Here is a 23039-nt window from a genome sequence, read left to right as displayed (position 1 = left end):
GTACAGCCCCGGAATGGTGTCTGATCTGATCATCGTCCACGCCGGTGGGTTCGGGCGGGAGACCGCCGAGGCGGTGCGGGCCGTCAACGAACGCCGCCGCACTTGGAGTGTGCTCGGGTTCGTCGACGACCGGGCGGAGACGCACGGCGCCTCGGTGGACGGGCTGCCGGTGCTCGGCCCGGTCGACGCCGTCGCGGACTACGCGGATGCGCGGCTGGTGCTCTGCAACGGCCATCTCGCGGACCGGACGGCCCGGTGCGAGGTCGTCGAGCGGCTCGCCCGCCCGGCGGAGGCGTATGCCACGGTGATCCATCCGTCGGCCGTTCTGCCGTCGTCACCGACGATCGGGCCGGGCTGCGTCGTCCTGGCCGGTGTCGTCGCCACCACGCACGTCACGATCGGCCCGCACGTGCTCATCGAGGCAGGGGTGGTCCTCACGCACGACGACTCGATCGAGCGGTACGCCGCGATCGCTCCCGGCGCCCGGCTGGCCGGCAACGTTCGAGTGGGCGAGGGCGCATACATCGGCACCGGGGCCGCGGTCCACCCCGACCGCCGCATCGGCGCCTGGGCGACGGTCGGCCTCGGAGCGGCCGTACTGCGCGACGTCCCGGCGGGCGAGGTCTGGGCCGGTGTACCCGCTCGGCCCCTGCACGAGGCCTCGCCGCCGGGTGCGCCATGAACTCTCGGCATCGTTCCGCGCAGGCTCGCCTGGGTGGCGACGGTCACTGGTTCGATCCCGGGTCCCCCTCAGACCTGACTAGTCGTATCTGAGTGTGCGGGATCTCGCCTGGTAGAAGCTCGGCGGGCGCAGATGGCCCCGCGGGGTGCGGGCGGCCGGATGCGGTGCGCCGGCGTGTCGATGAGGTCGCGCACGTGTCAGAACCTCCGATCGTTCGGATTGGGCTGAGGAATGGCCGCTTGTACCGTGACCAGCCAGGTGTCGAGTGCCTGGCTCAGCCGGCGCGCATCGCCGGGTCGTCTCGTCGCGAGGTTCTTCGTCTCTGAGATGTCGTCCCCAAGGTTGTACAGCTCCAGGCGGTCGTCCTCGAAGAACCGGACCAGTTTGAGTTCGTCCCATCGGACAGCGGCAGCAGGAGTGCCTCCCTGGTTGCCGTAATGGGGGTAGTGCCAGAAGATCGGGCCGCGGTCGAATGCCTTGCCGCGCAGGAGCGGGAGGATGCTGACGCCGTCCGTGTGCTGTTCGGGTCGCAGTGGCAGGCCGGCAGCGTCAAGGAGAGTCGGGTAGAGGTCGGGGCTGGTGGTCGGCTCAGCCGTCGTCGTTCCCGGCTTGACGACTCGCGGCCAGCTCACGATGAGCGGCACGCGAACCCCTCCGTCGTACATCCATCCCTTTCCCTCGGCCAGCGGGGTGTTGCAGGTGGGCGAGCCCTCGGCCGTCGAGAGACCACCGTTGTCGGAGGAGAACAGGACGATCGTGTTGGGGAGCTTCCCGCACCGTTCGAGGCCGTCGAGGAGCCGGCCGACGTTCCAGTCGAGGTTCTCGATCATCGCCGCGTAGGCGGGATCCGATTGAACGATCCGGCGCTGTACGCTCCTGCCGCTCAGGTGCCAGGCCGGCATCGGCTCGCCGGGCACGACGGCATCGACGCCGGCCAGGCCGAGTCTGCTCGCCTTGTCGCGGTACTTGCGGATCAGGTGCTCAGGCGCCTCGACGGGCGTGTGGACGGCGTAATGCCAGAGGTTGAGCAAGAACGGCCGGTCGCCGGCCGATTCGATGAGCGCGAGGGCCTCGTCGGTGAGCCGGTCGGTGAGGTATTCGCCGTCGGGGCCATCGGCCAAGGTGGGGCATCCGTACGGGCTGAAATAGCTCGGTGGGCGCCCCCAGTCGCAACCCGCCACATTGACATCGAATCCGTGCCGGTCCGGCCATGCCGTGCGCGGGCCGAGATGCCACTTTCCGACGTGGAACGTCCGGTAACCGGCATCGCGCAGGGCTCGGGCGAGGGAGGTCTCCTGGCTCGGAAGACGATGGTGGTAGGGCACGTCGCAGAGGCGTCCCACCGCGTGGCCGCCGATGAAGTTCGTGACGCCCACCGTAGCCGGGTACTTTCCCGTGAGAATGCTCGCCCGGGTGGGGGAGCAGACGGGTGCCGCGGCGTAGGCGTCGGTGAACCGCATGCCGCTCATCGCGAGGCGGTCCAGGTTCGGCGTCTCGTAGAAGGTCGAGCCGTAACAGCTCAGATCGCGCCAGCCGAGGTCGTCGACGAGGATCACGACGATGTTGGGCTTTGACGTGACGAGATCGGTCATGGCTGTCGCGCTCCCTTCGTCCCTTGCCGAGCCCTGTTGACATCGCCAGTGTGGCATATATTCTTCGAGTCGAAGAAATTTCACCCGGCCCCCTATCGCGGGGTGCGCCTCCAACGAAGTGGGTGGTGATGTGAGACTCATCCGTCAGCAGCCGGCGTTCTCGGCTCCCGCGTGGTCGCGTCCGTCCCGGCGGGAGGTGTTGAAGTGGGGTGCCCTGACCGGAGCCGCGGTCGGGCTCGTCGGATGTGGCACCGACGACGAGCCCGGCGCGCAGGGCCAGGGCGGCTCGGGCACGCCCAAGCCCGGCGGCACGCTCACGATCGCGCAGCCGGCCGAAGCGAACCCGGCCCAGGCGCTGAACCAGAACATCGCCAACCAGAGCTGGCGCCGCGCCGTCTACGACTGTCTGGTCGACTACGATCCCGAGCGCCGGGAGGTCGTCGAGGGCCTGGCCACCTCATGGGAGACCAGCGCGGACGGCAGGCAGGTCGTCCTCACCCTCCGTGAGGGGGTCAGCTGGCACTCGGGGCGGCCGTTCGGCGCGGACGACGTGGAGTTCACCATCGACACCGCGATCAACTCGACGCCGTCATTCCAGCTCGCCTGGGTCTTCCGGAACCTGCAGGGCATCGACATGTCCGGCACCACCGTGACGCTCGACTTCTCCGAGCCGGTGACGTCCATCTACGACGCGCTGAGTCTCATGACGGTCATCGACCGGGAGTCGCATGACGGCTTCGTCGACGGCACGGCGCACGTGGGCACCGGGCCGTTCGTGTGGGGCTCGTTCGCTCCCGGCACCGGTATCACGCTGCGGCGCAACGACAACTACTGGCGCGGTGGCCGGCCGTACCTGGACGGCCTCGAGATCCGGTTCATCACCCGGTCCGAGGCACTGGTCTCCGCCGTCCGCTCGGACCAGGTCGACATGGGGTTGAACCTGCTGCCGCTGGATCGGCGCACGGTCGAAGGGGACGAGCGCTTCGACGTGGTCGCCTACAACACCTACGGCGCTGCTCTGTACGTCGGCGCGAACGTCGAGGTCGAGCCGTTGAACCGCAAGGAGATCCGTCAGGCCATCCACTATGCGATCGATCGGCAGCGGATCAACGACGAGCTGTACCAGGGACAGGGCAAGGTCAGCGCTGCCCCCTGGTCGCCGACTAGCTCCGGATACGACGAGAAGTGGGCGCAGGCCTACTCCCGTGACCTCGACAAGGCGAAGAGCCTGGTGGCCGCCGCCGGCCCGATCGGCGAGGTCATCGTGGTCGAAGCCGGCGCCGCGCAGTCGAGGGCCGCGGAGATCGTCGCGTTCAACCTCAGCGAGATCGGTCTGGAGACTGACATCCAGATCCTCGAACCGGCGCTGATCACCGAGAGGTTCCAGAGTCGTAGCTTCGCCGGCCTGTACCTGGCCTTCCACGGCTGGAACACGCTGTCACCGATCAACGTCGTGTACAGCGCCGCGCCGATGCGGGTGGAGAACAACCTGTTCCGGTTCGCCTCTGACGAGTACGCCCACCTCGCCACCGAGCTTGCCACGGCTGACCCGGCCGGTGCGCCGGCGGCGATCGAAGCGCTGACAGAGCTCATCCTCGACGAGGCCTTCTGCCTCGACGTGGTCCACACGTCGAACAACGTGGTCAGTCAGCAGAACGTGCATGGCTGGTCGTACAACGTCTGGGACGAGATGCTCTTCGCCGATGCGTGGAAGAGCTGACCGATGCTGCGCTATGCCCTGCGTCGGATTCCCACCGCCGTACTGACCTGTGTCGTGGCCTCGATCGGGATCTTCTGGCTGGTTCAGCTGCTCCCGGGTAGTCCGGTGGCGATGGTGCTGGGCGAGCAGGCCACGCCGGAGAGCGTCGCCGCGCTTGAGGCGGAGGCGGGCCTCGACCGGCCGTTCGTCGTGCAGTACTTCGACTGGATCGGCGGGCTGCTCACCGGTGACCTCGGCGTCTCCTACGTCTCCCGGTTGCCGATCGCTGATCTCGTCGGCCCCGCGGTGGGGGCGACGCTGGAACTCGCGCTCGCGAGCCTGCTGGTGACGGTGGTGGTGGGGTTGGCCTTGGGGATCACCGGGGCCGTTGCCCGTCGCCGGCCGGCGACGGTGGCGTACCGGCTGATCTCGGCGATCGGGTTCGGCGTGCCGGAATACGTGGTTGGAGTACTGCTGGTCTTCGTCTTCGCGGTCACCCTCCGAACGCTGCCCGCGGGTGGGCGGGTGCCGCTGCTGGAAGACCCGGGCACCGGCGTGCAGCATCTGGTGCTGCCCGCGATCGCCCTGTCCGTCCACTCGGCGATCGTGGTCGGACGGTTCCTCGAGACCGCCCTGAACCAGCAGATGGACGAGGAGTACCTGGACACCGCACGGGCCAAGGGTGCGTCCCGGCGACGCGTGCTGTGGCGACATGCGTTGCCGAACGCGTTGCCATCGGTGGTGACCGTGATCGGTCTTCGCATCGGTCATCTGCTCGGCGGCGTCGTCGTGATCGAGACGATCTTCGCCTGGCCCGGGCTGGGCACCGTGCTGGTCAACGCGGTGTCGTCGCGCGACTACCTCCTGGTCCAGGACCTCGTGCTGATCTCCGTCGCCGTGTTCATCGTCGTCCAGGTCGGCAGCGATCTGCTGCATGCCGCCCTCGACCCGCGTGTACGGCTGGAGGCCTGATCATGAGCGCAGTGATCGAGACGACGGAGGTCGCGGCCCACGTGCCGCAGAACCGCAGCCGGATCCGGTCCGCCTTGCGCTCTCCAGCCGGCATGCTCGGGGCCGGCGTCGTGATCGCGATCAGCGCGCTCGGCCTGCTCGCCCCCGTGCTGGCAGCGGCGGATCCGGAGGCGCAGCAGGCGGGCGCGTCGCTGCTGGGCCCCAGCGGGGACCATGTGCTCGGTACCGATGAGATCGGCCGGGACATCTTCGCCCGGCTGCTCTACGGCATCCGGCAGAACGTGATTGTGGTGGTCCTCGCGGTCCCGCTGAGCAAGGCCATCGGGATGATCATCGGCCTGCTGTCCACCATGCATCCACGGATCGATACCGCCGTTCAGCGCCTGCTCGACGTCCTCATCGCGTTCCCCAACCTCATCTTGGGCGCCTGTCTCGCCGCCTTCCTCGGAGCGGGCTTCGAGACCGTCGTGATCGTCATCGTCCTGATCGGGATACCGATGGCGGCGCGGTTGACCCGCACGGCGGTGCTGACCCAACGCGAACGCGAGTACGTTCTCGGCGCTCGCGCCGTCGGCGCATCGCGCCTCGGGGTGCTGTTCCGGCACGTGCTGCCGAACTCGCTGGACGCACTGATCGTGAACTTCGTGCTCTCCGCCGCGACGGCGATCTTCGTCGAGGGCGGGCTGAGTCTCCTGGGTTTCGGCATCCAGCCCCCGAACCCCTCGCTCGGCAGCATGGTCGACGCCGGTCTTCCGTACATGGCCGACCAGCCGTTCTATGCGCTGGCGCCGGTCGCCGTGATCACCGCACTTGTCATCGGGTTGAACCTGTTCGCCGACGCGCTCAACCGCGCTCTGCGGCGTGGATGAGGAGTCAGGATGAAGACCGAAACCCTGCTGGAGGTACGCGGGCTGCGCGTCGAGTTCCCGGGGTCTGCCGGAACGGTGCACGCCGTACGCGGCATCGACCTGGGTGTCCGGGCGGGGGAGCGGCTCGCCATCGTGGGAGAGAGCGGCTCGGGCAAGACCGTCACGGCTCGCACCCTGCTGCGGCTGCTGCCGGCCACCGCCGCGATGACCGGCCAGGTGCTCTTCAAGGGCCGCGACGTGCTGGCCATGGGCGACAGCGAGCTTCGCCGGTATCGAGGCGGCGACGCCGCAATGGTGTTCCAGGACTCGCTGGCGGCGCTGAACCCGGTGATGCGCATCGGCGAGCAGGTGGCCGAGGCGATGCGCGTGCACGGCGTCTCCAAGACCGCGGCGCGCAGCCGCGCCGTCGACATGCTGGATCTGGTGGGGGTGCCCGACCCGCAGCGACGCGTTGACGAGTACCCGCATCAGTTCTCGGGCGGTATGCGTCAGCGCGTCGTGATCGCGATGGCGCTGGTCAACGACCCGGACGTGCTGATCTGCGATGAGCCCACCACCGCGCTCGACGTCACGGTGCAGGCCCAGATCCTCGAGGTGTTCGCCCGCCTCAACGAGCAGCTGGGCACGGCAGTCGTCCTCATCACCCACAACCTCGGAGTCGTCGCCAGCCTGTGTGAACGGACCGTCGTGATGTACGGCGGGCGGATCGCCGAGATGGGCGACACGGAGCAGCTGCTCACCGAGCCCGCCCATCCCTACACCGCGCAGCTCCTCCGCTCCGTGCCTCGGCTGGGCGTCGAATCGACCCGGCGGATGCATGCGATTCCCGGCCAGCCACCCGATCCGCACCACCCGCCCCAGGGATGCCCGTTCGCCCCGCGATGCGCACTGGCCGAAGAACGCTGTGCCGTCGAGGCGCCGGACCTGACGCGTCGTGGACACGGACACGTCGCGGCCTGCTGGGTGACCGCCGACCGGCCACACGGGTGGGAGACCGTCTCGGCTGACGAGATTGCAGTGACGGCGCGGCGACCGGTGTCGAGCGCCGAGCGTCCGGTGCTCGTTGTGGAGGACGCCGAGAAGACGTTCCTGCCCCGGCAGGGGCTGCTGGCTCGGCGCCGGCAGGCCGGGGTCCGTGCGCTGGACGGCGTCAGTCTCGCCATCCGGCCGGCCGAGACGCTCGGGCTGGTCGGCGAGTCCGGTTGCGGCAAGTCGACGCTGGGACGGGCCGTTCTCGGTCTGCAGGACATCGACGCGGGCCAGGTGCTGGTGGCCGGCGACGACCTGCGCGCGGCACGAGGAAGGGAACTACGCCGCCTGCGCCGTCGGGCCCAGATCGTCTTCCAGGACCCGTACGCCTCGCTCAACCCCCGCCACACCGTGGGCGCGCTGGTGGCCGAGCCGCTCAAGATCCACCAGATCGTACCGCCGGACCAGATCGCGGCGAGGGTGGATCAGCTTTTGGAGCTGGTGGGTCTGAACCCCGGTCATGCGGGCCGGTTGCCGCGGGAGTTCTCCGGCGGGCAGCGGCAGCGCATCGCGATCGCCCGAGCTCTGGCCACCGAGCCCGATGTCGTCGTGCTCGACGAGCCCGTCTCCGCGCTCGACGTCTCGCTGCAGGCGCAGGTCGTCAACCTGCTCCGGGACTTGCAGGACCGTCTCGGGGTGGCGTATCTGTTCATCGCGCACGACATCGCTCTCGTCCGGTACATGAGCGACCGGATCGCCGTCATGTATCTCGGCCAGGTCGTCGAGCAGGGCGACGCCGATGAGGTGTGCGCCGACCCGCTGCATCCATACACGGCCAGCCTGCTCTCCGCCGTTCCCGATCCCGAGCCGAAGGCACGCCGGGAGCGGATCATCCTGTCAGGAGACGTGCCCAGTCCCGCGAATCCACCACCGGGGTGCCGGTTCCACACCCGGTGCCCGATCGGCCCCATGGCGCGACCCGGCCGTGAGATCTGCGTGACCACGCCACCGCCTCTGGCCGAAGCGCGACCGGGCCGCCTCACCGCCTGCCACTTCGCCACCGACGTGCCGGGCCTCACGACGAGCAGGGAGAACACCGATGTCCGACGGGGGTAGCACAGTGGATTCGATACGCGGCGTCTCGCCGGTTCTGGCCACACCGTTCGAACCCGACGGCAAGGTCGATGTCGCGTCGTTCCGGCGCTCGGTGACCAGGCTCGTCGACACGGGCGTCACGTCGATGATGTTCCCCGGCTTCGCCTCGGAGTTCCACCAGCTCGACGACGGCGAGAGGTCGCTGCTCCTCGCCGAGGTGTTACGGATCACCGAGAACTCGGACATCGCGGTCATCGGATCGGTCGCCGACAGCTCGACCTACGTGGCGCGCCGACGAGCGCTCGAGATGGTCGAGCGAGGCGTGCACGCGATCAATCTGCTGCCGCCCCGGCACCCGGATGCACCGGTTCCGGAGATCCGCGACCACCTCGCCGCGGTCGTCGACACGGTCGCTCCGATTCCGGTCGTCCTGCAGTACGTGCCTCAGGAGACGGCAGCGTGGATCGCCGTCGACGACGTCAGAGCGCTTGCCGCCGCGCACCCGAACCTCACGCACGTCAAGGTCGAGATCCGATCGCCGTCGGACTACATCGCGGCGCTGCTCGGCGGCGCGCCACCGATCGCGAGCCTTATCGGGAACGGCGGCATCGAGATGCTGCCCGCCCTGGAGGCCGGCGCCGTCGGCGTCCAGCCCGGCGGTGGCTTCCTCGAGGTGTACCTGGCGATCTGGCAGGCCTGGACCTCCCGGGACACCGCTGCGGCGGAGGATCTGTACCGGCGGCTGTTGCCCTATGTGACGTACTGGCTGGGATCAGGGACGCTCACCCAGGCCGGGAAGCTGCTCGCGTACCGTCGCGGCGAGATCGCCTCGCCGGTCTGCCGTGGGCCCGTCGCCGGCATCGGCGGGTACGCCGCCGAGCTGGTCGACCGGTTCCTGAAGGAGTTCGCCGCGGAGCTGGCCGCGTGAACAGTCCGCACATCATCGAGGTCCGCCGATACTCTCGCGACGTCACCTGGCGAACGACCTGGGAGTTCGCCGAGGTCGTCCTGTCGGACGGAACGGTCGGGCTCGGGGAATGGTCCGATGCCGGAGCGTGGCAACTGGCCCATGCCAGCATCGACGCCCGAGCGGGCCGCTTGATCCGCCTGCCGCTCGAGGCCGCGCTCACACAGATCCGAGCCGAGGCAGAGGAGGTGGGACGGCGCGACCCGCGGTCCCACCCGCACCGCCGGCTCGAGCTGACGGTTCTCGGGGGGCTGGACGCCGCGCTGTGTGACCTGGCAGCGCAGCACGCCGGCTCGTCTCTCTCGGCCTGGCTGGTGTCGCAGGCCGGCGCGGAGGCCCAGGGCGCCGCCCGCGCGGGCAGCCAGGACGCCCCGGTCGCTGACATCCGCTGCTACGGCAACATCAACCGGGCGGTCCACATCCGGACGGTCGACAGCGTGGTCCGGGTCGCCAAGGAGGCGCTCGCCGCGGGCTTCACCAGGCTGAAGCTGGCGCCCTTCGACTTCCTCGTCGGCGCTCGGCGGATCTCGGCCGGTCTCGAGCTCGCGGCGGCGGTCAGAGACGCTGTGGGGACCGAGACCGAGCTCATGCTCGACCTGCACAACCAGCTGAGCGTCGACGAGATCCTCGCCGTGCGGGACGAGCTGCAGGCACTCGACCTGCGATGGCTCGAGGACGTCGCGCCGCTGCATGACGTGGACGCGCATCGGCGCGTGCGTGACGAGATCGGAGTACCACTGGCGGCGGGCGAGTTCGCGGCGTCGCCGGCGGAGCTGCGGCCGCTGCTCGACGCCGGCGCGCTCAATGTCGTGATGCCCGACGTGAAGCACGCCGGCGGCCCGCGACGTGCGCTCGAGCTCGCCCGCTTCGCCGGCCGTCACGGAGTCGAGGTGTCACCGCACAACCCGACCGGCCCCGTCGCGTCGGCCCACACTGCCATGCTGTGCAGGGCGGTGTCGCCGCACGGCCTCCTCGAGCTCGCGCTGTTGGAGACGGAGGACCGTCAAGCGATCGTCGATCCCCCCGAGACGACGGTGAGTGGCGCATACGTGTCACCGGCCGGACCGGGACTCGGCGTCCGGCTGGCCGCGGCGGGAACATGGTCGAGCGTTCAGAGGATCAGGTGATGGCGAGGTTCGATGGCGAGGCGGTCGTGGTCGTCGGCGCCGGCAGGGGCATCGGAGCGGCGGTCGCGTCCGCCTTCGCCGCCGACGGTGCCGCTGTGGTGCTGGTCGATCATCGCTCCGAGGTGACGACCCGAGCGGCCGAGCTCGCGGGCGGGGCGGTGGCCGTCGTCGGCGACGGTTCGGACGCCGACGTCATGGAGCGGGCCGTCGGTTCCGCGGCCGGCATCGGGCGGCTGTCCACGCTGGTCTACGCCGCCGCTCACCAGCGGCCCGCGCCGGTGCTCTCCCTCACACCGCAGGAGTGGGACCGTGCCCACGACGTCGGTGTGAAGGGTGCCTGGCTGGCCGCCGGCCGGTTCGCGGCGGCCGTCCGCCGGCAGGGCGGCGGGCCGGCCTCGATCGTGATGGTCGCGTCGGTACATGCCTACCAGGCCTATCCGCGCCACGCCGCTTACGGCGCCGCCAAGGCCGCACTGGTGGGACTGACGCGTTCGCTGGCCGCAGAGCTCGGCCCCCTCGGCATCCGGTGCAATGCCGTGGCGCCGGGTTTCATCGCGGTCGAGCGCAACCGCGACGCGTGGGCCCTGCCGGAGCAGGCGGCCCGGCACGCCGCACGCAACCCGTTGCGCCGCTTGGGCCGGCCCGAGGACGTGGCGCGGGTGGTCGGGTTCCTCGCCTCCGGCGACGCGGCGCACGTCAATGGTGTATGCCTGCTGGTCGACGGTGGAGAGCTCGCCATCAGGCCCGGAGGCTCCGACCAGGACCACGATGCGCTCGCGGAGGACTCATGACCTGGCGCTCCACCCACAGCATCCATCCGGTGACGATGCGCCAGCAGAATCTGGCCACGGTACTGAAGGTGATCCTGGCGCACGGCCCGATACCCCGGGCGGACATCACCGAGATCGCTGGAACCTCGTCCGGCACGACGACCAAACTCACCGCCGCTCTGATCGAGGCGGGGATCGTCAAGGAGCTGACCGCCTCCGGGCCGACGGCGGGCGCGGGCCGCCCGCGCGTGCCGCTCGATCTCGACACAGCGAGCCGGGCCGTGCTCACGCTGCACATCGGCGTGCATTATTCGCTGGTGGCCGCGGTCGACATCCGGGCCGAGCAGATCCTGCAACGCAAGGTCGAGCACCGGTCGGCCGACGCTCGCGAGGTGATACAGCGGGCCGCGGGGGCTCTCGCCGAGCTCCGTCGGCAGCTCGGTGGGCGCCTAGTCATCGGTGTCGGCATCACCTCGGGCGGCACCGTCGATCACACCGCCGGACGGCTGATGCACCACGCAGACCTCGGCTGGACGTCGGTCCCGGTCCGCGACCTCGTGGCCGAGCAGCTCGGGCTCGAGGTGGTCTATGACAACGAGGCCCGCGGCGAGGCCCTGGCCGAGTTGACCTTCGGTGTCGGGTCGAGGGCGGACAACGTGATCGCCCTGTTCGTCGGGAGCGTCGTCGAGGCCGCGATCGTCGTCGACCGGCGGATCCACCGTGGCGCCCACGGTGTCGCGGGCACGGTGACCCACCTTCCCGTCGGCGAGGCGCGTGGGCCCAGGTGCGAATGCGGCCGGAGGAACTGCCTTCGCATGGTCGCTAGCAACACCGGGCTGCTCACCATCGCACGGGAACAGGGGATCGCCACGGAGTCGACCACGTACGAAGAGCTGGTCGAGCGCAGTGCCGGCGGGGACGATGCCGTGGCCGAGCTGCTCGCCCTGCGCGCTCGCTGGGTGGGCGAGGCGGTCGGAGTCCTCACCGATCTGCTGGATCCGGACGCGGTGACCCTGTCCGGCAACGCGACCCATGCCGAGGGCTTCCTCGACGCGGTGCGGACCGGCATGCGCTCGGCCGACCCGACCAGGCCGGACGAGGTCGTACAGCTGGCGACGTTCGGCGAGCAGTCCACCGCGGCGGCCGCGGCCGCGCTGTTGCTGGACCGCTACTTTGCGGATCCGGTCGCGTTCGAACCCGGCCTCGACACCAACCACGGCGGCTGACGCACGGACGGCCCATTGACGTTCGCGCGACCAGCCCGATAGATTCCAGACGTAATTATCTTTGGAACGAAGATAATTCACGGAGAACCCATCCCAACGTCGTAGGAGGTTCCCATGCGTGTGTCGTCCCGCCGGTTGGCACTGGCGTCGACAGCGTTCATCGTCGCCGGCTCGATGGCCGCCGTGCCCCAGGCCGGCTCTGTGGAAGCGACCCCGGATCCCGGAGTGGTCGGCGTTGCAGCGGGCCCGGGTCACCTGGTCGTCGCCGGCACGTCGACGCCGTTCGTGCCGCGAGGTTTCAACTCCGTCGGCATCCTCTACCCGGAGGAGTATCCCGCCCTCTGCGACGCTGTCGGGCTGAGCGATGGCGAAAGGGCCGAGCTGTCCGACGTGCGTGCCGCGATGGTGAACGACACCGAGGAGCAGCTGCTCGCCATGAAGACGCACTGGCGGGCCAACGCGGTGCGGTACCAGGTGAGCCAGGGAGCGCTGGCACTCGAACACCACGACCCGGGACCGGATCCGTACACCGAGACCGTTCTCGACGTCGTGGCACAGGCGCGGGCTATGGGCCTGGTCACCGTCGTGTCGCTGCAGACCCAGATCCGTGGTTGCACGCCGCACGTGGACGGCGACCAGGTCAAGCTGCCCAATGACGATTCCGTCGCCGCCTGGAGTCAGCTCGCACCGACATGGGTCGACGACATGGGCGTCGTCCTGGAGATCTTCAACGAGCCGCAGAGCAAGCGGCCCTGCGCCACCGGGGTGGACTGGTCGTGGCCGGAGTGGGCATACGGCTGCGACACCGATCCCGCCACGGGTGTGGACGGCATGGTGCCGCTGGGGCAGGCGGTGCGGGCGATGGCGCCGGACAACCTGCTGCTCTTCGACGGCGACAACAACGGGGGCAAGTTCAACGACTTCACGCCGCCGCCGGACATTACCGACAACACCGCCTACGCCATCCACCCGTACTTCTACGCCGACGGTCCCACCGGTGACGGCCCGGCCGGCGGCGAGGGTTGGGACGAGCGCTTCGGCCACCTGCAGGAGAGCGGACAGGCCGTCGTGAACACCGAGTGGAACGGGTCGGCCTCGTGCCGGGAGCCGGAGCTGGCCGCCGAACTCGTCCAGGACTACCTGCCGGATCACCAGGTCGGCATGTTCGTGCACTCATGGGACGCTCCAGCCGCGAGGCTCGTCGACGACAACTACGACCCGGTCGACTCGGTCCCCAAGTGCCCCGAATTCACCGGGGCGACGTTGGCGTACGACCTGTTCTGGTCGCAGGCGGGCGGGGGAGACCCGGCACCTGAGATCAAGGTCGGTTCGGTCACGATGTCCGACGGCGCGGTGGACGCGGTGAGCGTGGCGATCGCGGACAACGGCAGCGACGACGGCTCGGCCGGTCCGCTGCAGGCTCGCTCGGTTCTGCTGCTGGTCCAGAAGGCCGGCTCGACCCGGTCGTCGGCCCTCACGAGCATGAGCCTGGACACCACGTTCGCGTGGACGAACGGCAGCTTCACGATCGCGACCGCATCCGGTCTGGCCGACCGGCGGATCGCGGCCGAGGCCGGCGACGTGCTGATCGTCCGGGTCCGCTACGGCGACGGCACGGGCGACGAGATCAGCTACCCGGTGGGCTGACGGAAGGGGTTCCTGGCCATGATCGGTGCCGATGCGAGGCGCAGACGTGCGATCTTCGTGTTCTTCGACACGCTCAACCGCAGGTACCTGCCGCCGTACGGCAACCCGTGGGTGCACGCGCCGAACTTCACCCGGCTCGCCCGGCGGGCCGTGACGTTCGACAACTGCTACGCGGGCAGCATGCCCTGCATGCCGGCGCGGCGGGAGCTGCACACCGGGCGGTACGGATTCCTGCACCGCGGCTGGGGACCACTCGAGCCGTTCGACGACTCGATGCCGCAGCTGCTCGCCGAGCACGGGGTGTACACCCATCTGGCCAGCGACCACCAGCACTACTGGGAGGACGGCGGCGGGACGTATCACACGCGGTACCGCTCATGGGAGTTCTTCCGGGGACAGGAAGGCGACCCGTGGAAGGGCCAGGTGGCCGAGCCGGACGTTCCCGACGCGGTCAGGCTGGTCCGGAACCGGCTCTGGCGGCAGGACTGGGTGAACCGGCGGTACCTCGAGCACGAGGAGGAGCACCCGCAGACCCGGACCGTCGATGCCGGGCTGGAGTTCGTGGCCACCAATCACGAGCAGGACCGCTGGCTCGTGCAGATCGAGACCTTCGACCCGCACGAGCCGTTCTTCACCTACAAGCAGTACCGCGACCGGTATCCGCACGACTACGCCGGACCACACTTCGACTGGCCCGAGTACAAGCGGGTGACCGAGCGGCCCGTGGCCGTGGATCACGTCCGGTACGAGTACGCGGCGCTGTTGAGCATGTGCGACCACTCGCTCGGCCGAGTGCTCGACGCGATGGACCGGTACCGGTCGTGGGACGACACCATGCTCGTGGTCGGTACCGACCACGGCTTCCTGCTCGGCGAGCACGGTTGGTGGGGCAAGAACGTGCAGCCCTGGTACGACGAGACCATACACACGCCGCTGTTCATCTGGGACCCGCGCGTGGGCAGCGCCGACGAGAGACGGAGCAGCCTGGTCCAGACGATCGACCTCGCACCGAGCCTGCTGGAGTTCTTCGGTGCCGAGCGTCCGCCCGACATGCAGGGAAGCCCGCTGCTCGAAACGATCGCCTCCGATCGGCCCGTGCGAGAGGCAGCATTGTTCGGGTCGTTCGGCGGGCACGTCAACGTCACCGACGGCCGGTACGTGTATATGCGCGCGCCGGCCACCCCGGAGAACGCGCCGCTGTTCGAGTACACCCTCATGCCCACCCACATGCGGGCCCGGTTCGCCGTGGACGAGCTCGCCGAGGCACAGCTGGCCCGACCGTTCGCGTTCACCAAGGGCTGCCCGACGCTGCGGGTGCCGGCGCCGGGCCAAGCGAACGCGCACGTCTTCGGGACCCTGCTGTTCGACCTCCAGACCGATCCGGAGCAGGAGCGCCCGCTCGTCGACGACGAGCTGGAACGCCGGATGGCCACGCTCATGGTCGAGCTGATGCGGTCGGCCGATGCTCCGCCTGAGCAGTATCAGCGACTCGGCCTGCCGGCGGCGGGTGAGGTCGAGGATCGCCATCTGCTCATCCAACGGCAGCGTGACCACAGCGAGCGCGCCACGGCCGCGCTGCCGCGGCCGGAGGACCTGCCAGCGGGCGGGATCGACGTCAGCACACCGATCACCAAGCTGCTCGCCGACCCGGGCGTGGTGGCCGCCATCGACGGCACGGTGCCGGGATTGCTGGACAATCCCCGAGTGGCCACGCTGGGACACGTCTCGTTGCTGGAACTCGCCGCATTGGCGCCCAGCGTGCTGGACGGGCCGAAGCTGCGGGCGCTGGCCGACGCCCTCGCCGTCCATGACCTCTCGAGAAAGGCCGCCGATGGATAGCCCTCCGAACGTGGTGCTGATCTGCGTGGACCAGTGGCGAGGCGACTGCTTGTCCGCCGACGGCCATCGAGTCGTGCACACGCCGCACCTGGACGCACTGGCTGCTCGCGGCGCCCGCTTCCGCCGGGCCTACTCGGCGACGCCCACGTGCATTCCCGCACGCGCCGCGCTGATGACCGGACTGTCGCAGCGGTCGCACCGGAGAGTGGGCTACGAGAACGCACGGCCGTGGGACTACCAGGTGACCGTGGCCGGGGAGTTCCGCCGGGCGGGATATCAGACGCAGGCCATCGGGAAGATGCACGTCTATCCGGAACGTACGCGGCTGGGTTTCGACGACGTCCTGCTGCACGACGGCTACCTGCATTTCGCCCGTCGCCGTCATCGGCCCTACGAGGAGTTCGACGACTACCTGCCATGGCTGCGGATGCAGGCCGGCGCCAGCGCCGTCGAGGACTACTACGACAACGGGCTCAACGGGAACTCGATGATCGCCCGCCCGTGGGACAAGCCCGAGGCCTGGCACCCCACGACCTGGACGGTCACGCAGGCAACGTCGTGGCTGTACCGCCGCGATCCGCGCAGCCCGTTCTTCCTGTACATGTCGTTCCACCGGCCGCATCCGCCGTTCGATCCGCCGGCCTGGGCGTACGAGCAGTACCTCGACGTGCTGCCCTACGTTCCCGAGGTCGGCGACTGGGTGGACGTGCTCGAGCCGCGCTACGAGGACTGGCGGCACAACCCGGTGGCCGCCCGCATGTCGCCGGCGGTCCTGCACCGAGCCCGCGCCGGCTACTACGGCCACCTGGCCCACATCGATCTGCAGATCAACCGGTTCCTCGAGATCCTCGGTGAGTTCGGACTGGCCGAGAACACCGTGGTCTGCTTCGTGTCCGACCACGGTGAGATGCTCGGGGAGCACCACCTGTTCCAGAAGGGCCTCCCGTACGAAGGCGCCGCCCGCATCCCGTTCCTCCTCGCCGGCCCGGGCGTGCCCGGCGGTGCGGTCCGCGACGATGTCGTCGAGCTACGCGACGTGATGCCGACGCTGCTCGACGCCGCCGGCGTTCCGGTGCCGGACGACATCGACGGCCGCAGTGTGCTGCAGCTGCTACGGCAGCCCGGCGCCGGCTGGCGTAGGCACCTGCACGGCGAGCATCCCAATCTCGGGCAGAAGCTGCACTGGATCACCGACGATCGCTGGAAGTACGTCTGGTGGTCCGGCGACGGCCGTGAGCAGCTGTTCGACCTGTCCGCCGATCCACTGGAGTGCCATGACCTGGCCGGCGAGCCGTCAGCCGAAACGCATCTGGTACGGCTCCGGGAACTGCTCGTCGACGAGCTGTCGGACCGCGAGGAGGGCTACGTCAACGGTGGGCGCCTCGTCAGCGGGCGGCCGTCCCGGAGCTGGCTGGAGAAGGCGTGACCCGGCCCACGTCGCGGCCGAACATCGTGCTGATCGTCTCCGACGACCACGGCTACGGTGACTTCGGCCGGCTCGGTGTCCACGAGGGCGTGCGCACGCCTCATCTGGATCGGCTGGCATCCCAGAGCGTGGCGTGCACAGACGCCTACGTGACGGCACCGATCTGCAGTCCGTCGCGGGCCGGCCTGATCTCGGGCTGCTACCAGCAACGCTGGGGCAGTACCTGGTTCGGTGACTCCCGGTTTCCCGATCACCTGCCCACCCTTGCGGAGCGGCTGGCCGAGCTCGGTTACGCGACGGGGTACTTCGGGAAGGTGCACTACGGGCCGGAGCAGGCCGGCGACCGAGCCTGCCCGCCGAACCACGGGTTCACCGAGTCGTTCTACGGGCTGGCGGGCCAGCAGCAGGGACGGCTGAACTACTTGCGGCATTCGAAGGCGGCGGTGGCCGAGTACGGTCCGGAGGCGTCGCAGCGGATGGCCGTGCTGCCGCTGTACGACGGGCAGGAGGAGGTCGAGTACGAAGGGTTCCTCACGGCCGAGCTCGGCCGGCGGGCCTCGGACTTCGTCGCGCGGCACGAGCACGAGCCGTTCTTCGCCATGGTGGCGTTCAACGCGGTGCACAACTTCTGCTTCCAGCTCCCAGATCATGAGCTGGGCAGGCGTGGCCTGCCCCGGTTCGGCGACTGGGACTCGGCCGTGTCGGGCTACGACGCGTGGTACGAGGACGTCATCTGGCCGAATCTGCCCCACGGGCGTGCGTATTACCTTGCCCAGCTGGAGCTGATGGACGCCGAGATCGGCAGGATCCTCGACGAGCTGGACCGGCGCGGGCTCACCGACGAGACGATCGTGGTGTACCTGACCGACAACGGCGGGTCCACATGCAACTTCGGTGACAACACACCGCTGCGCGGTGGGAAGTACACCCTGTACGAAGGCGGCATCCGCGTGCCATTCCTGGTCCGGTGGCCGGCCGGCGGCGTACCGGCGGCTGTCGAGCGCGCTGGGCTGGTCAGCGCCATGGATCTGGTCCCGACGCTCGTCGGGGCTGCCGGCGGGACGGACCCGATGCCCGCTGTCGACGGCGTGAACCAGTTGCCACTGTTGCGCGGACAGGGCGAATCCGGCCACGAGTCGCTGCACTGGGACTGCGGGTTCCAGTGGGCCGCGCGCTCTGGCGGCTGGAAGCTGCGATGGGTGGACGGCCTCGACCCTCGCGTCGACAGGCTGCGACGCGGGGAGCACGTCGACGTCGGTACGGGTCTGGTGCTCTACGACCTGCACGACGACGCCGGGGAGACGAGAGACCTCGCGGGCCGTCACCCCCAGGTCGTCGCAGAGCTCACCGCCCGCCACGCTCGATGGCAGCGCGAAGTAGGCCTTCGCCCGTAAATCGCGTTCTCGACCCGGCTGGCGCCATCTCAAGGAGTCAGGTGTGGCCAGCTCCCTGCTGGAAGTCGCGTGCGCGCTCCATGTCGCGGCCCGAGACGACGGGTTCTGGCAGGTCAGAGCCGATAGGGCAGGTGCCGCCATGCCGCCCACTCAAGGCAGTGCCCCCAGAACCCGAGGGTTGTCCGTTCTGCATTCGCGACGAGCAGGCGACGGCCTGGCACGGCGGGCGCGAAGGCGGCCTGATGGCGTGCCGCACAACGCCGTTCACGGATTTGGCCCCCACATGGGCCACCAAGCACGGGTACACATCGGGCACGCGGTGCGAAGGCCTCCGGTGAGAAACTTGTCTTGAGCTGCGGCGACGTGGATCGGCCCGGCATCCGTCGGCATGGCGGGCACCGGCCGGATGCCCAGGCATTCAGCCGGTGCCCTCACCCGCCGCGCGGACGCCTCTTCCGGCCCGCCCCACCGCCGCGTGGTCCCGGTCGACACGATGCGGACGGAGCCACGGAAGCAGCGGAAGAGCCTGGCCCTCGTCCTCATCAGGCCTTCACGTAGCCGCGCGCCTCGGTGATCCGACCACCGCGGATCCGGATGAGGTTCACGCCACGGACACGGTCCTGCTCACCGTCGCCCCACTGCAGGTGCCACGGCTGGACTGCGAGATCCCCGTGGATCTCTGCCGTCTCCGGCGTGAACCTCAGCGCACGGTTCCCCGCGAGCTCGGACCACCGCGCCAGGCACGCTCGGCCGCCCTCGCGGCGTAGCCCGTCCGGAGCCGGGCCGGAGTCCTCGATGACGCAATCGTCTGCGATCAGATCATTCAGAAGCCCAGGCTCGTGCAAACGGAAAGCATCGTTGTACAGGTCGAGGACCTCGCGGGTTGTCCGCACTCTCACGTGTGCCCGCTCGACGCTGACGGCCTCGGCGGCCAGTGGGACGCCTCCGGTCTTGCCATATCCGAGGGCCTCGACGATCAGGCCGTCGCTCACCCGTACGAGAGTCACGCCGCGTACGGAGTCGGAAGGACTGTCGCCGAAGCGGTACCGCCAGCGGATCGTCGCCCGCTCCCCGGAGACGGTGACCTCTTCGGGCTCGAACTGGGTGGTGCGATCTGCGGCGAGTGCCTGCCAGAACGTCAGGCAGGCGTCGCGTCCTTCGTAGCGGGCGCCGTCGGGGGTCGGCTGGATGGCCTCCATCACGCAGTTCGCCCCGATCAGGTCGGTGAGCGCCTCGGCGTCGTGGTCGATGAACACGCGGTTGAAGCGGTCGATGGTGTCGGCTGTCGTGCGAGTCGGCATGTCCGGACTCCTCGTAGATAGACCATTCGGTCTACTCACCATATCGACCGGTCGATCTACCCGTCAAGTAGACTGAGCGCCGTGACCACACGCACTCTGCCAGGACCACGGGAACGCCTGTTGGAGGCAGCCAAGGAGCTGACCTACAAGCAGGGCGTAGGGGTGGGCGTCGATGCGCTGTTGAAAGCCGCGAACGTGGCCCGGCGGTCGCTCTACGAGCATTTCGGTGGCAAGGACGGGTTGATCACCGAGGTTCTACGACTGAGCGCCGCCGAGGACGAGGCCGGGTATCAGGAAGCCATGCGGGCGGCAGGAGATGACCCGCGCCGCCGCCTGCTGGGCGTCTTCGACTGGCTCGGCGAGGTCATCGAGGAGCCGGAGTTCCGCGGCTGCCGGTATCTCGCCGCCGAGCTCGCCCTGGCCGACCCGGACCATCCGGGGCACGATGTCATCCGCCGGTATCGCGAGCGCGTGCACGACCTCCTCGAGCGAGAACTGCGCGAGCTCGATCACCCACAGCCGGCGCACGCCGCCGATCAACTGCTCCTGCTCGTCGACGGCACCCTGGCCGTCGGGGCCATCCGGCGCGACACGCACCCGGCCGCCGGGGCTCGCCAACTCGCCGAACAGATCCTCGGCGACCCGCGCCCCAGCACCCGCCGATCCTGATCCCACCGTGTCCAACCAGGCCAGACGAGTGATCCTCCGGCGCTGCCGTCAGGAAGTCATCTGAAGGGGAAGGGCCGATAGAGGTAGCCGGGTGTCCAGAACGGCGGGTAGCCGTAGTAACCGTAGACGTCCTCGTAGTACGTGGGCTCCTGGACCAGCTTCGGGTCGTACCTCGGCGCACCGGCGACATGCCTGCGTTCCTTCGCGATGCGGACGGTGTCGTCGATGCTCTCGATCGCGTCGACCGGGATGAGAGTCTTCTGTTCCCCGAGGCCGAGGAATCCGCCCGATCCCACCTGAAGGAACCGGACCCGTCGTTCGTCGGGATCGATGAGGAGGTCGTCGACCTGACCGATGTCGTCGCCGTTGCGGTCCACGACGGTGCGGCCGCGGATGTCGTCGGCATCGCCGGCGAGGGTGAGGTCGGTGTCGCTGAGGTGCACCAGCATGGCTGGTCGGTCAGTAGTCATACTGACGGCTCGTACCCGTGCCGGGGGTGTGCATGCACGCCGAGCACGATGGCGCGCGCAGAACCACCCGTTAGCGGCCGGATGTCCGTGGGTAGGGGCGACTCATGGTCGACGAGACGTTCGATCGGCAGCCACGCGGCGATGAGCAGGGCGATCCCTATGCCTATGCCGGTGAGGCCGCCGAGGGCTCGGTGCACACGGTCATGGGTGGGGACTGGGACGAGGTCACAGAGGCGGCGGCGGTCGGTGAGGAGCGCATCGTCGTCAACATGGGTCCGCAGCACCCGTCGACGCACGGGGTGCTCCGGCTGATCCTCGAGCTCGACGGCGAGACGGTGGTCGAGGTGCGCCCCGGGGTGGGGTATCTGCACACCGGCATCGAGAAGAACATGGAGTACCGGACGTGGACCCAGGGGGTCACGTTCGTGACCCGCATGGACTACCTGTCCCCGTTCTTCAACGAGGCCGCGTACGTGCTGGGTGTGGAGAAGCTGCTGGATGTCGAGGGCCAGATCCCGGACCGGGCGACGGTGCTGCGGGTGATGTTGATGGAGCTCAACCGCATCTCCTCACACCTGGTGGCGATCGCCACCGCCGGCATGGAGATCGGCGCGCTCACCATCATGACCAACGGGTTCCGCGAGCGAGAACGGACGTTGGACGTGTTCGAGCTGATCACCGGGCTGCGGATGAACCACGGCTACTTCCGGCCCGGGGGTGTGGCGCAGGACCTCCCGCCCGGCGCGGTGGAGGCCGTCCGCGAGTACCTGCGCTGGATGTGGGATCACATCGGCTCCTACGAGGCGATGTTCAACGAGAACGCGATCTTCAAGGGCCGCACCGTCGGCGTCGGGTACCTCGACCTCGCCGGCTGTATGGCGCTGGGTATCACCGGGCCGATGCTGCGCTGCACCGGCCTGCCGTGGGACTTGCGCAAGTCGCAGCCGTACTGCGGCTACGAGACCTACGACTTCGACGTCCCGACGCGCGACAGCTGCGACGCCTATGGGCGGTACAGGCTTCGGGTGGACGAGATGAAGGAGTCGCTGAAGATCGTCGAGCAGTGCCTGGACCGGCTGGAGCCGGGCCCAATCATGGTCGGCGACAAGAAGATCGCCTGGCCGGCCCAGCTGGCCATCGGCAGCGACGGCATGGGCAACTCCCTCGACTACATCCGGCACATCATGGGTGAGTCGATGGAGGCGCTGATCCACCACTTCAAGCTGGTCACCGAGGGCTTCCGGGTGCCGGCCGGCGAGGTGTACGTGCCGGTCGAGTCGCCGCGTGGGGAGCTCGGCGCGCACGTGGTGTCCGATGGCGGCACCCGTCCGTGGCGGGTGCATGTCCGCGACCCGTCCTTCAACAACCTGCAGGCAGTACCGGCGATGTGCGAGGGCGGCATGATCGCCGACGTCATCGTGGCCGTCGCGAGCATCGACCCGGTGATGGGCGGGTGCGACAGGTGACCGGTCGCAGCGACGCGGAGCGGCCCGAGCCTGGTGTGGGGGAGCCGACCGGTGCCGAGCCCGTCCAGGCCAAGCCGGCGTATCGACTGCGGCTCGCCTTCGCGATCGTCGGCCTGACATTGGGCCTCACCGGTCTCGCGGTGTTCGGCCTGCGGGTCGCCGACGAGACGGACGGGGCGGCGGTGTCTGGGCTGGTCGTGAGTGCGCTTTTCGCCGTGACCGCGGCGCTGGACATCGCGGTCATCGTGCGTCGCCGTCGACGGGCGCGACACCGATCGCCGGACCTTTGATCCTTGCTCGATGCGACGGAGTCGAGACACTCGATACCATCTCGCAGAGTTCCTGGGGCCGCCGGCGTTCAGGTGCGCGGCCCCTTGGAGGTCAAGGCACATGAGGTTCACCAACGTCATTTCGATCAACAGGTCGCTGGATCAGGTCTTCGACTATCTGATCCATTTCGAGAACATCCCGCGTTGGAACTACGCCATCACCGAGACGCGGATGATCACCGACGGTCCTGTCTGTGTGGGATCGCGCTACGTTCAGACCCGGACCATCCCCAGCCCGTCAACGGAATCCTTCGAGATCACCGCGTTCGAGCCCAGGTCCGGCTTCTCGCTCAGCGGAGACCTCGGCCCGTTCGCGGCTCACGTCAGCTACGCGCTCCAGCCGACGGCCGATGCCACGGTCCTGACCAACACCATGGATCTGCGGGCGGCCGGCCCTCGGCGCCTCGTGGCGCGATTGGCGGCACCGGGTATCGAATCGGCGGTCGCCGCCAATCTCGGCGTACTCAAGAACCTGCTCGAGAACGGTGACGCGGATACGTTGGGCCGGCGCCACTAGGGCGCGTCAGCAA

Annotated in this window: 20 protein-coding genes; 17 read left to right on the top strand and 3 right to left on the bottom strand. The window is 69.1% G+C overall.

Annotated elements, in window-relative coordinates; translation table 11 throughout:
• Nucleotides 1-13 precede the first annotated feature (13 nt).
• On the top strand, nt 14-682 hold the full coding sequence (locus E1262_RS18900) for an acetyltransferase (protein ID WP_132104688.1): 669 nt from the start codon (nt 14-16) through the stop codon (nt 680-682).
• A 197-nt stretch (nt 683-879) separates the two neighbouring features.
• Here the strand turns inward: E1262_RS18900 and E1262_RS18895 are convergent, their stop codons facing one another.
• Nucleotides 880-2274, bottom strand: coding sequence for a sulfatase (locus E1262_RS18895; protein ID WP_132104687.1), 1395 nt, complete (start codon nt 2272-2274; stop codon nt 880-882).
• A 130-nt stretch (nt 2275-2404) separates the two neighbouring features.
• Between E1262_RS18895 and E1262_RS18890 the strand changes: the two genes are divergently transcribed.
• From E1262_RS18890 to E1262_RS18835, 12 genes are all read left to right on the top strand, one after another.
• Entirely contained in the window at nt 2405-3994 is a 1590-nt protein-coding gene (locus tag E1262_RS18890; RefSeq protein WP_132104686.1) for an ABC transporter substrate-binding protein, read from the top strand.
• 3 nt (nt 3995-3997) lie between these two features.
• Nucleotides 3998-4945 (top strand): ABC transporter permease, encoded by a 948-nt coding sequence (locus E1262_RS18885; RefSeq protein WP_132104685.1) that lies wholly within the window; start codon nt 3998-4000, stop codon nt 4943-4945.
• Between the two features lie 2 nt (nt 4946-4947).
• Nucleotides 4948-5814, top strand: coding sequence for an ABC transporter permease (locus E1262_RS18880; protein ID WP_132104684.1), 867 nt, complete (start codon nt 4948-4950; stop codon nt 5812-5814).
• Between the two features lie 9 nt (nt 5815-5823).
• Nucleotides 5824-7899, top strand: a complete 2076-nt coding sequence (locus E1262_RS18875; RefSeq protein ID WP_132104683.1) for a dipeptide ABC transporter ATP-binding protein — start codon at nt 5824-5826, stop codon at nt 7897-7899.
• A complete protein-coding gene (locus E1262_RS18870) occupies nt 7883-8806 on the top strand; it encodes a dihydrodipicolinate synthase family protein (protein ID WP_132104682.1) in 924 nt (307 codons plus the stop codon). The genes E1262_RS18875 and E1262_RS18870 overlap by 17 nt, the downstream gene beginning before the upstream one ends.
• Nucleotides 8803-9972 carry an enolase C-terminal domain-like protein gene (locus E1262_RS18865; protein ID WP_162605992.1) on the top strand — a complete coding sequence of 390 codons (1170 nt, stop codon included), beginning with the start codon at nt 8803-8805 and terminating at the stop codon, nt 9970-9972. Before E1262_RS18870 ends, E1262_RS18865 begins: the two co-directional genes overlap by 4 nt.
• Entirely contained in the window at nt 9972-10763 is a 792-nt protein-coding gene (locus E1262_RS18860; protein WP_162605991.1) for an SDR family NAD(P)-dependent oxidoreductase, read from the top strand. Before E1262_RS18865 ends, E1262_RS18860 begins: the two co-directional genes overlap by 1 nt.
• The gene (locus tag E1262_RS18855) at nt 10760-11968 is read left to right on the top strand and encodes an ROK family protein (protein WP_162605990.1); all 1209 of its coding nucleotides are present in this window, start codon (nt 10760-10762) and stop codon (nt 11966-11968) included. The genes E1262_RS18860 and E1262_RS18855 overlap by 4 nt, the downstream gene beginning before the upstream one ends.
• Nucleotides 11969-12082: 114 nt before the next feature.
• Nucleotides 12083-13615 carry a cellulase family glycosylhydrolase gene (locus E1262_RS18850; RefSeq protein ID WP_132104679.1) on the top strand — a complete coding sequence of 511 codons (1533 nt, stop codon included), beginning with the start codon at nt 12083-12085 and terminating at the stop codon, nt 13613-13615.
• A gap of 18 nt (nt 13616-13633) precedes the next feature.
• On the top strand, nt 13634-15454 hold the full coding sequence (locus E1262_RS18845; protein ID WP_132104678.1) for a sulfatase: 1821 nt from the start codon (nt 13634-13636) through the stop codon (nt 15452-15454).
• Complete coding sequence (locus tag E1262_RS18840; RefSeq protein ID WP_338033372.1) at nt 15423-16880, top strand: arylsulfatase; 1458 nt, start codon at nt 15423-15425, stop codon at nt 16878-16880. Before E1262_RS18845 ends, E1262_RS18840 begins: the two co-directional genes overlap by 32 nt.
• Nucleotides 16877-18274 (top strand): sulfatase family protein, encoded by a 1398-nt coding sequence (locus E1262_RS18835; RefSeq protein ID WP_203454029.1) that lies wholly within the window; start codon nt 16877-16879, stop codon nt 18272-18274. The genes E1262_RS18840 and E1262_RS18835 overlap by 4 nt, the downstream gene beginning before the upstream one ends.
• Nucleotides 18275-18816: 542 nt before the next feature.
• Here the strand turns inward: E1262_RS18835 and E1262_RS30965 are convergent.
• The gene (locus E1262_RS30965; RefSeq protein ID WP_203454027.1) at nt 18817-19575 is read right to left on the bottom strand and encodes a nuclear transport factor 2 family protein; all 759 of its coding nucleotides are present in this window, start codon (nt 19573-19575) and stop codon (nt 18817-18819) included.
• Nucleotides 19576-19656: 81 nt separating this feature from the next.
• Here E1262_RS30965 and E1262_RS18820 point away from each other — a divergent pair, with 81 nt between their 5' ends.
• Entirely contained in the window at nt 19657-20244 is a 588-nt protein-coding gene (locus E1262_RS18820; RefSeq protein WP_132104675.1) for a TetR/AcrR family transcriptional regulator, read from the top strand.
• A gap of 56 nt (nt 20245-20300) precedes the next feature.
• Here the strand turns inward: E1262_RS18820 and E1262_RS18815 are convergent, their stop codons facing one another.
• Complete coding sequence (locus tag E1262_RS18815) at nt 20301-20714, bottom strand: PRC-barrel domain-containing protein (protein ID WP_132104674.1); 414 nt, start codon at nt 20712-20714, stop codon at nt 20301-20303.
• A gap of 203 nt (nt 20715-20917) precedes the next feature.
• Here E1262_RS18815 and E1262_RS18810 point away from each other — a divergent pair, with 203 nt between their 5' ends.
• The 3 genes from E1262_RS18810 to E1262_RS18800 all read left to right on the top strand — a co-directional run bounded on the left by E1262_RS18810 (nt 20918) and on the right by E1262_RS18800 (nt 23026).
• Entirely contained in the window at nt 20918-22180 is a 1263-nt protein-coding gene (locus E1262_RS18810; protein WP_203454043.1) for an NADH-quinone oxidoreductase subunit D, read from the top strand.
• A complete protein-coding gene (locus tag E1262_RS18805; RefSeq protein WP_132104672.1) occupies nt 22177-22470 on the top strand; it encodes a DUF6343 family protein in 294 nt (97 codons plus the stop codon). The genes E1262_RS18810 and E1262_RS18805 overlap by 4 nt, the downstream gene beginning before the upstream one ends.
• 100 nt (nt 22471-22570) lie before the next feature.
• On the top strand, nt 22571-23026 hold the full coding sequence (locus tag E1262_RS18800; RefSeq protein WP_162605989.1) for an SRPBCC family protein: 456 nt from the start codon (nt 22571-22573) through the stop codon (nt 23024-23026).
• Nucleotides 23027-23039 lie beyond the last annotated feature (13 nt).

It is taken from the genome of Jiangella aurantiaca (assembly GCF_004349105.1).
Lineage (GTDB): Bacteria > Actinomycetota > Actinomycetes > Jiangellales > Jiangellaceae > Jiangella > Jiangella aurantiaca.
This window is presented reverse-complemented; position numbering and strand designations above follow the sequence as displayed.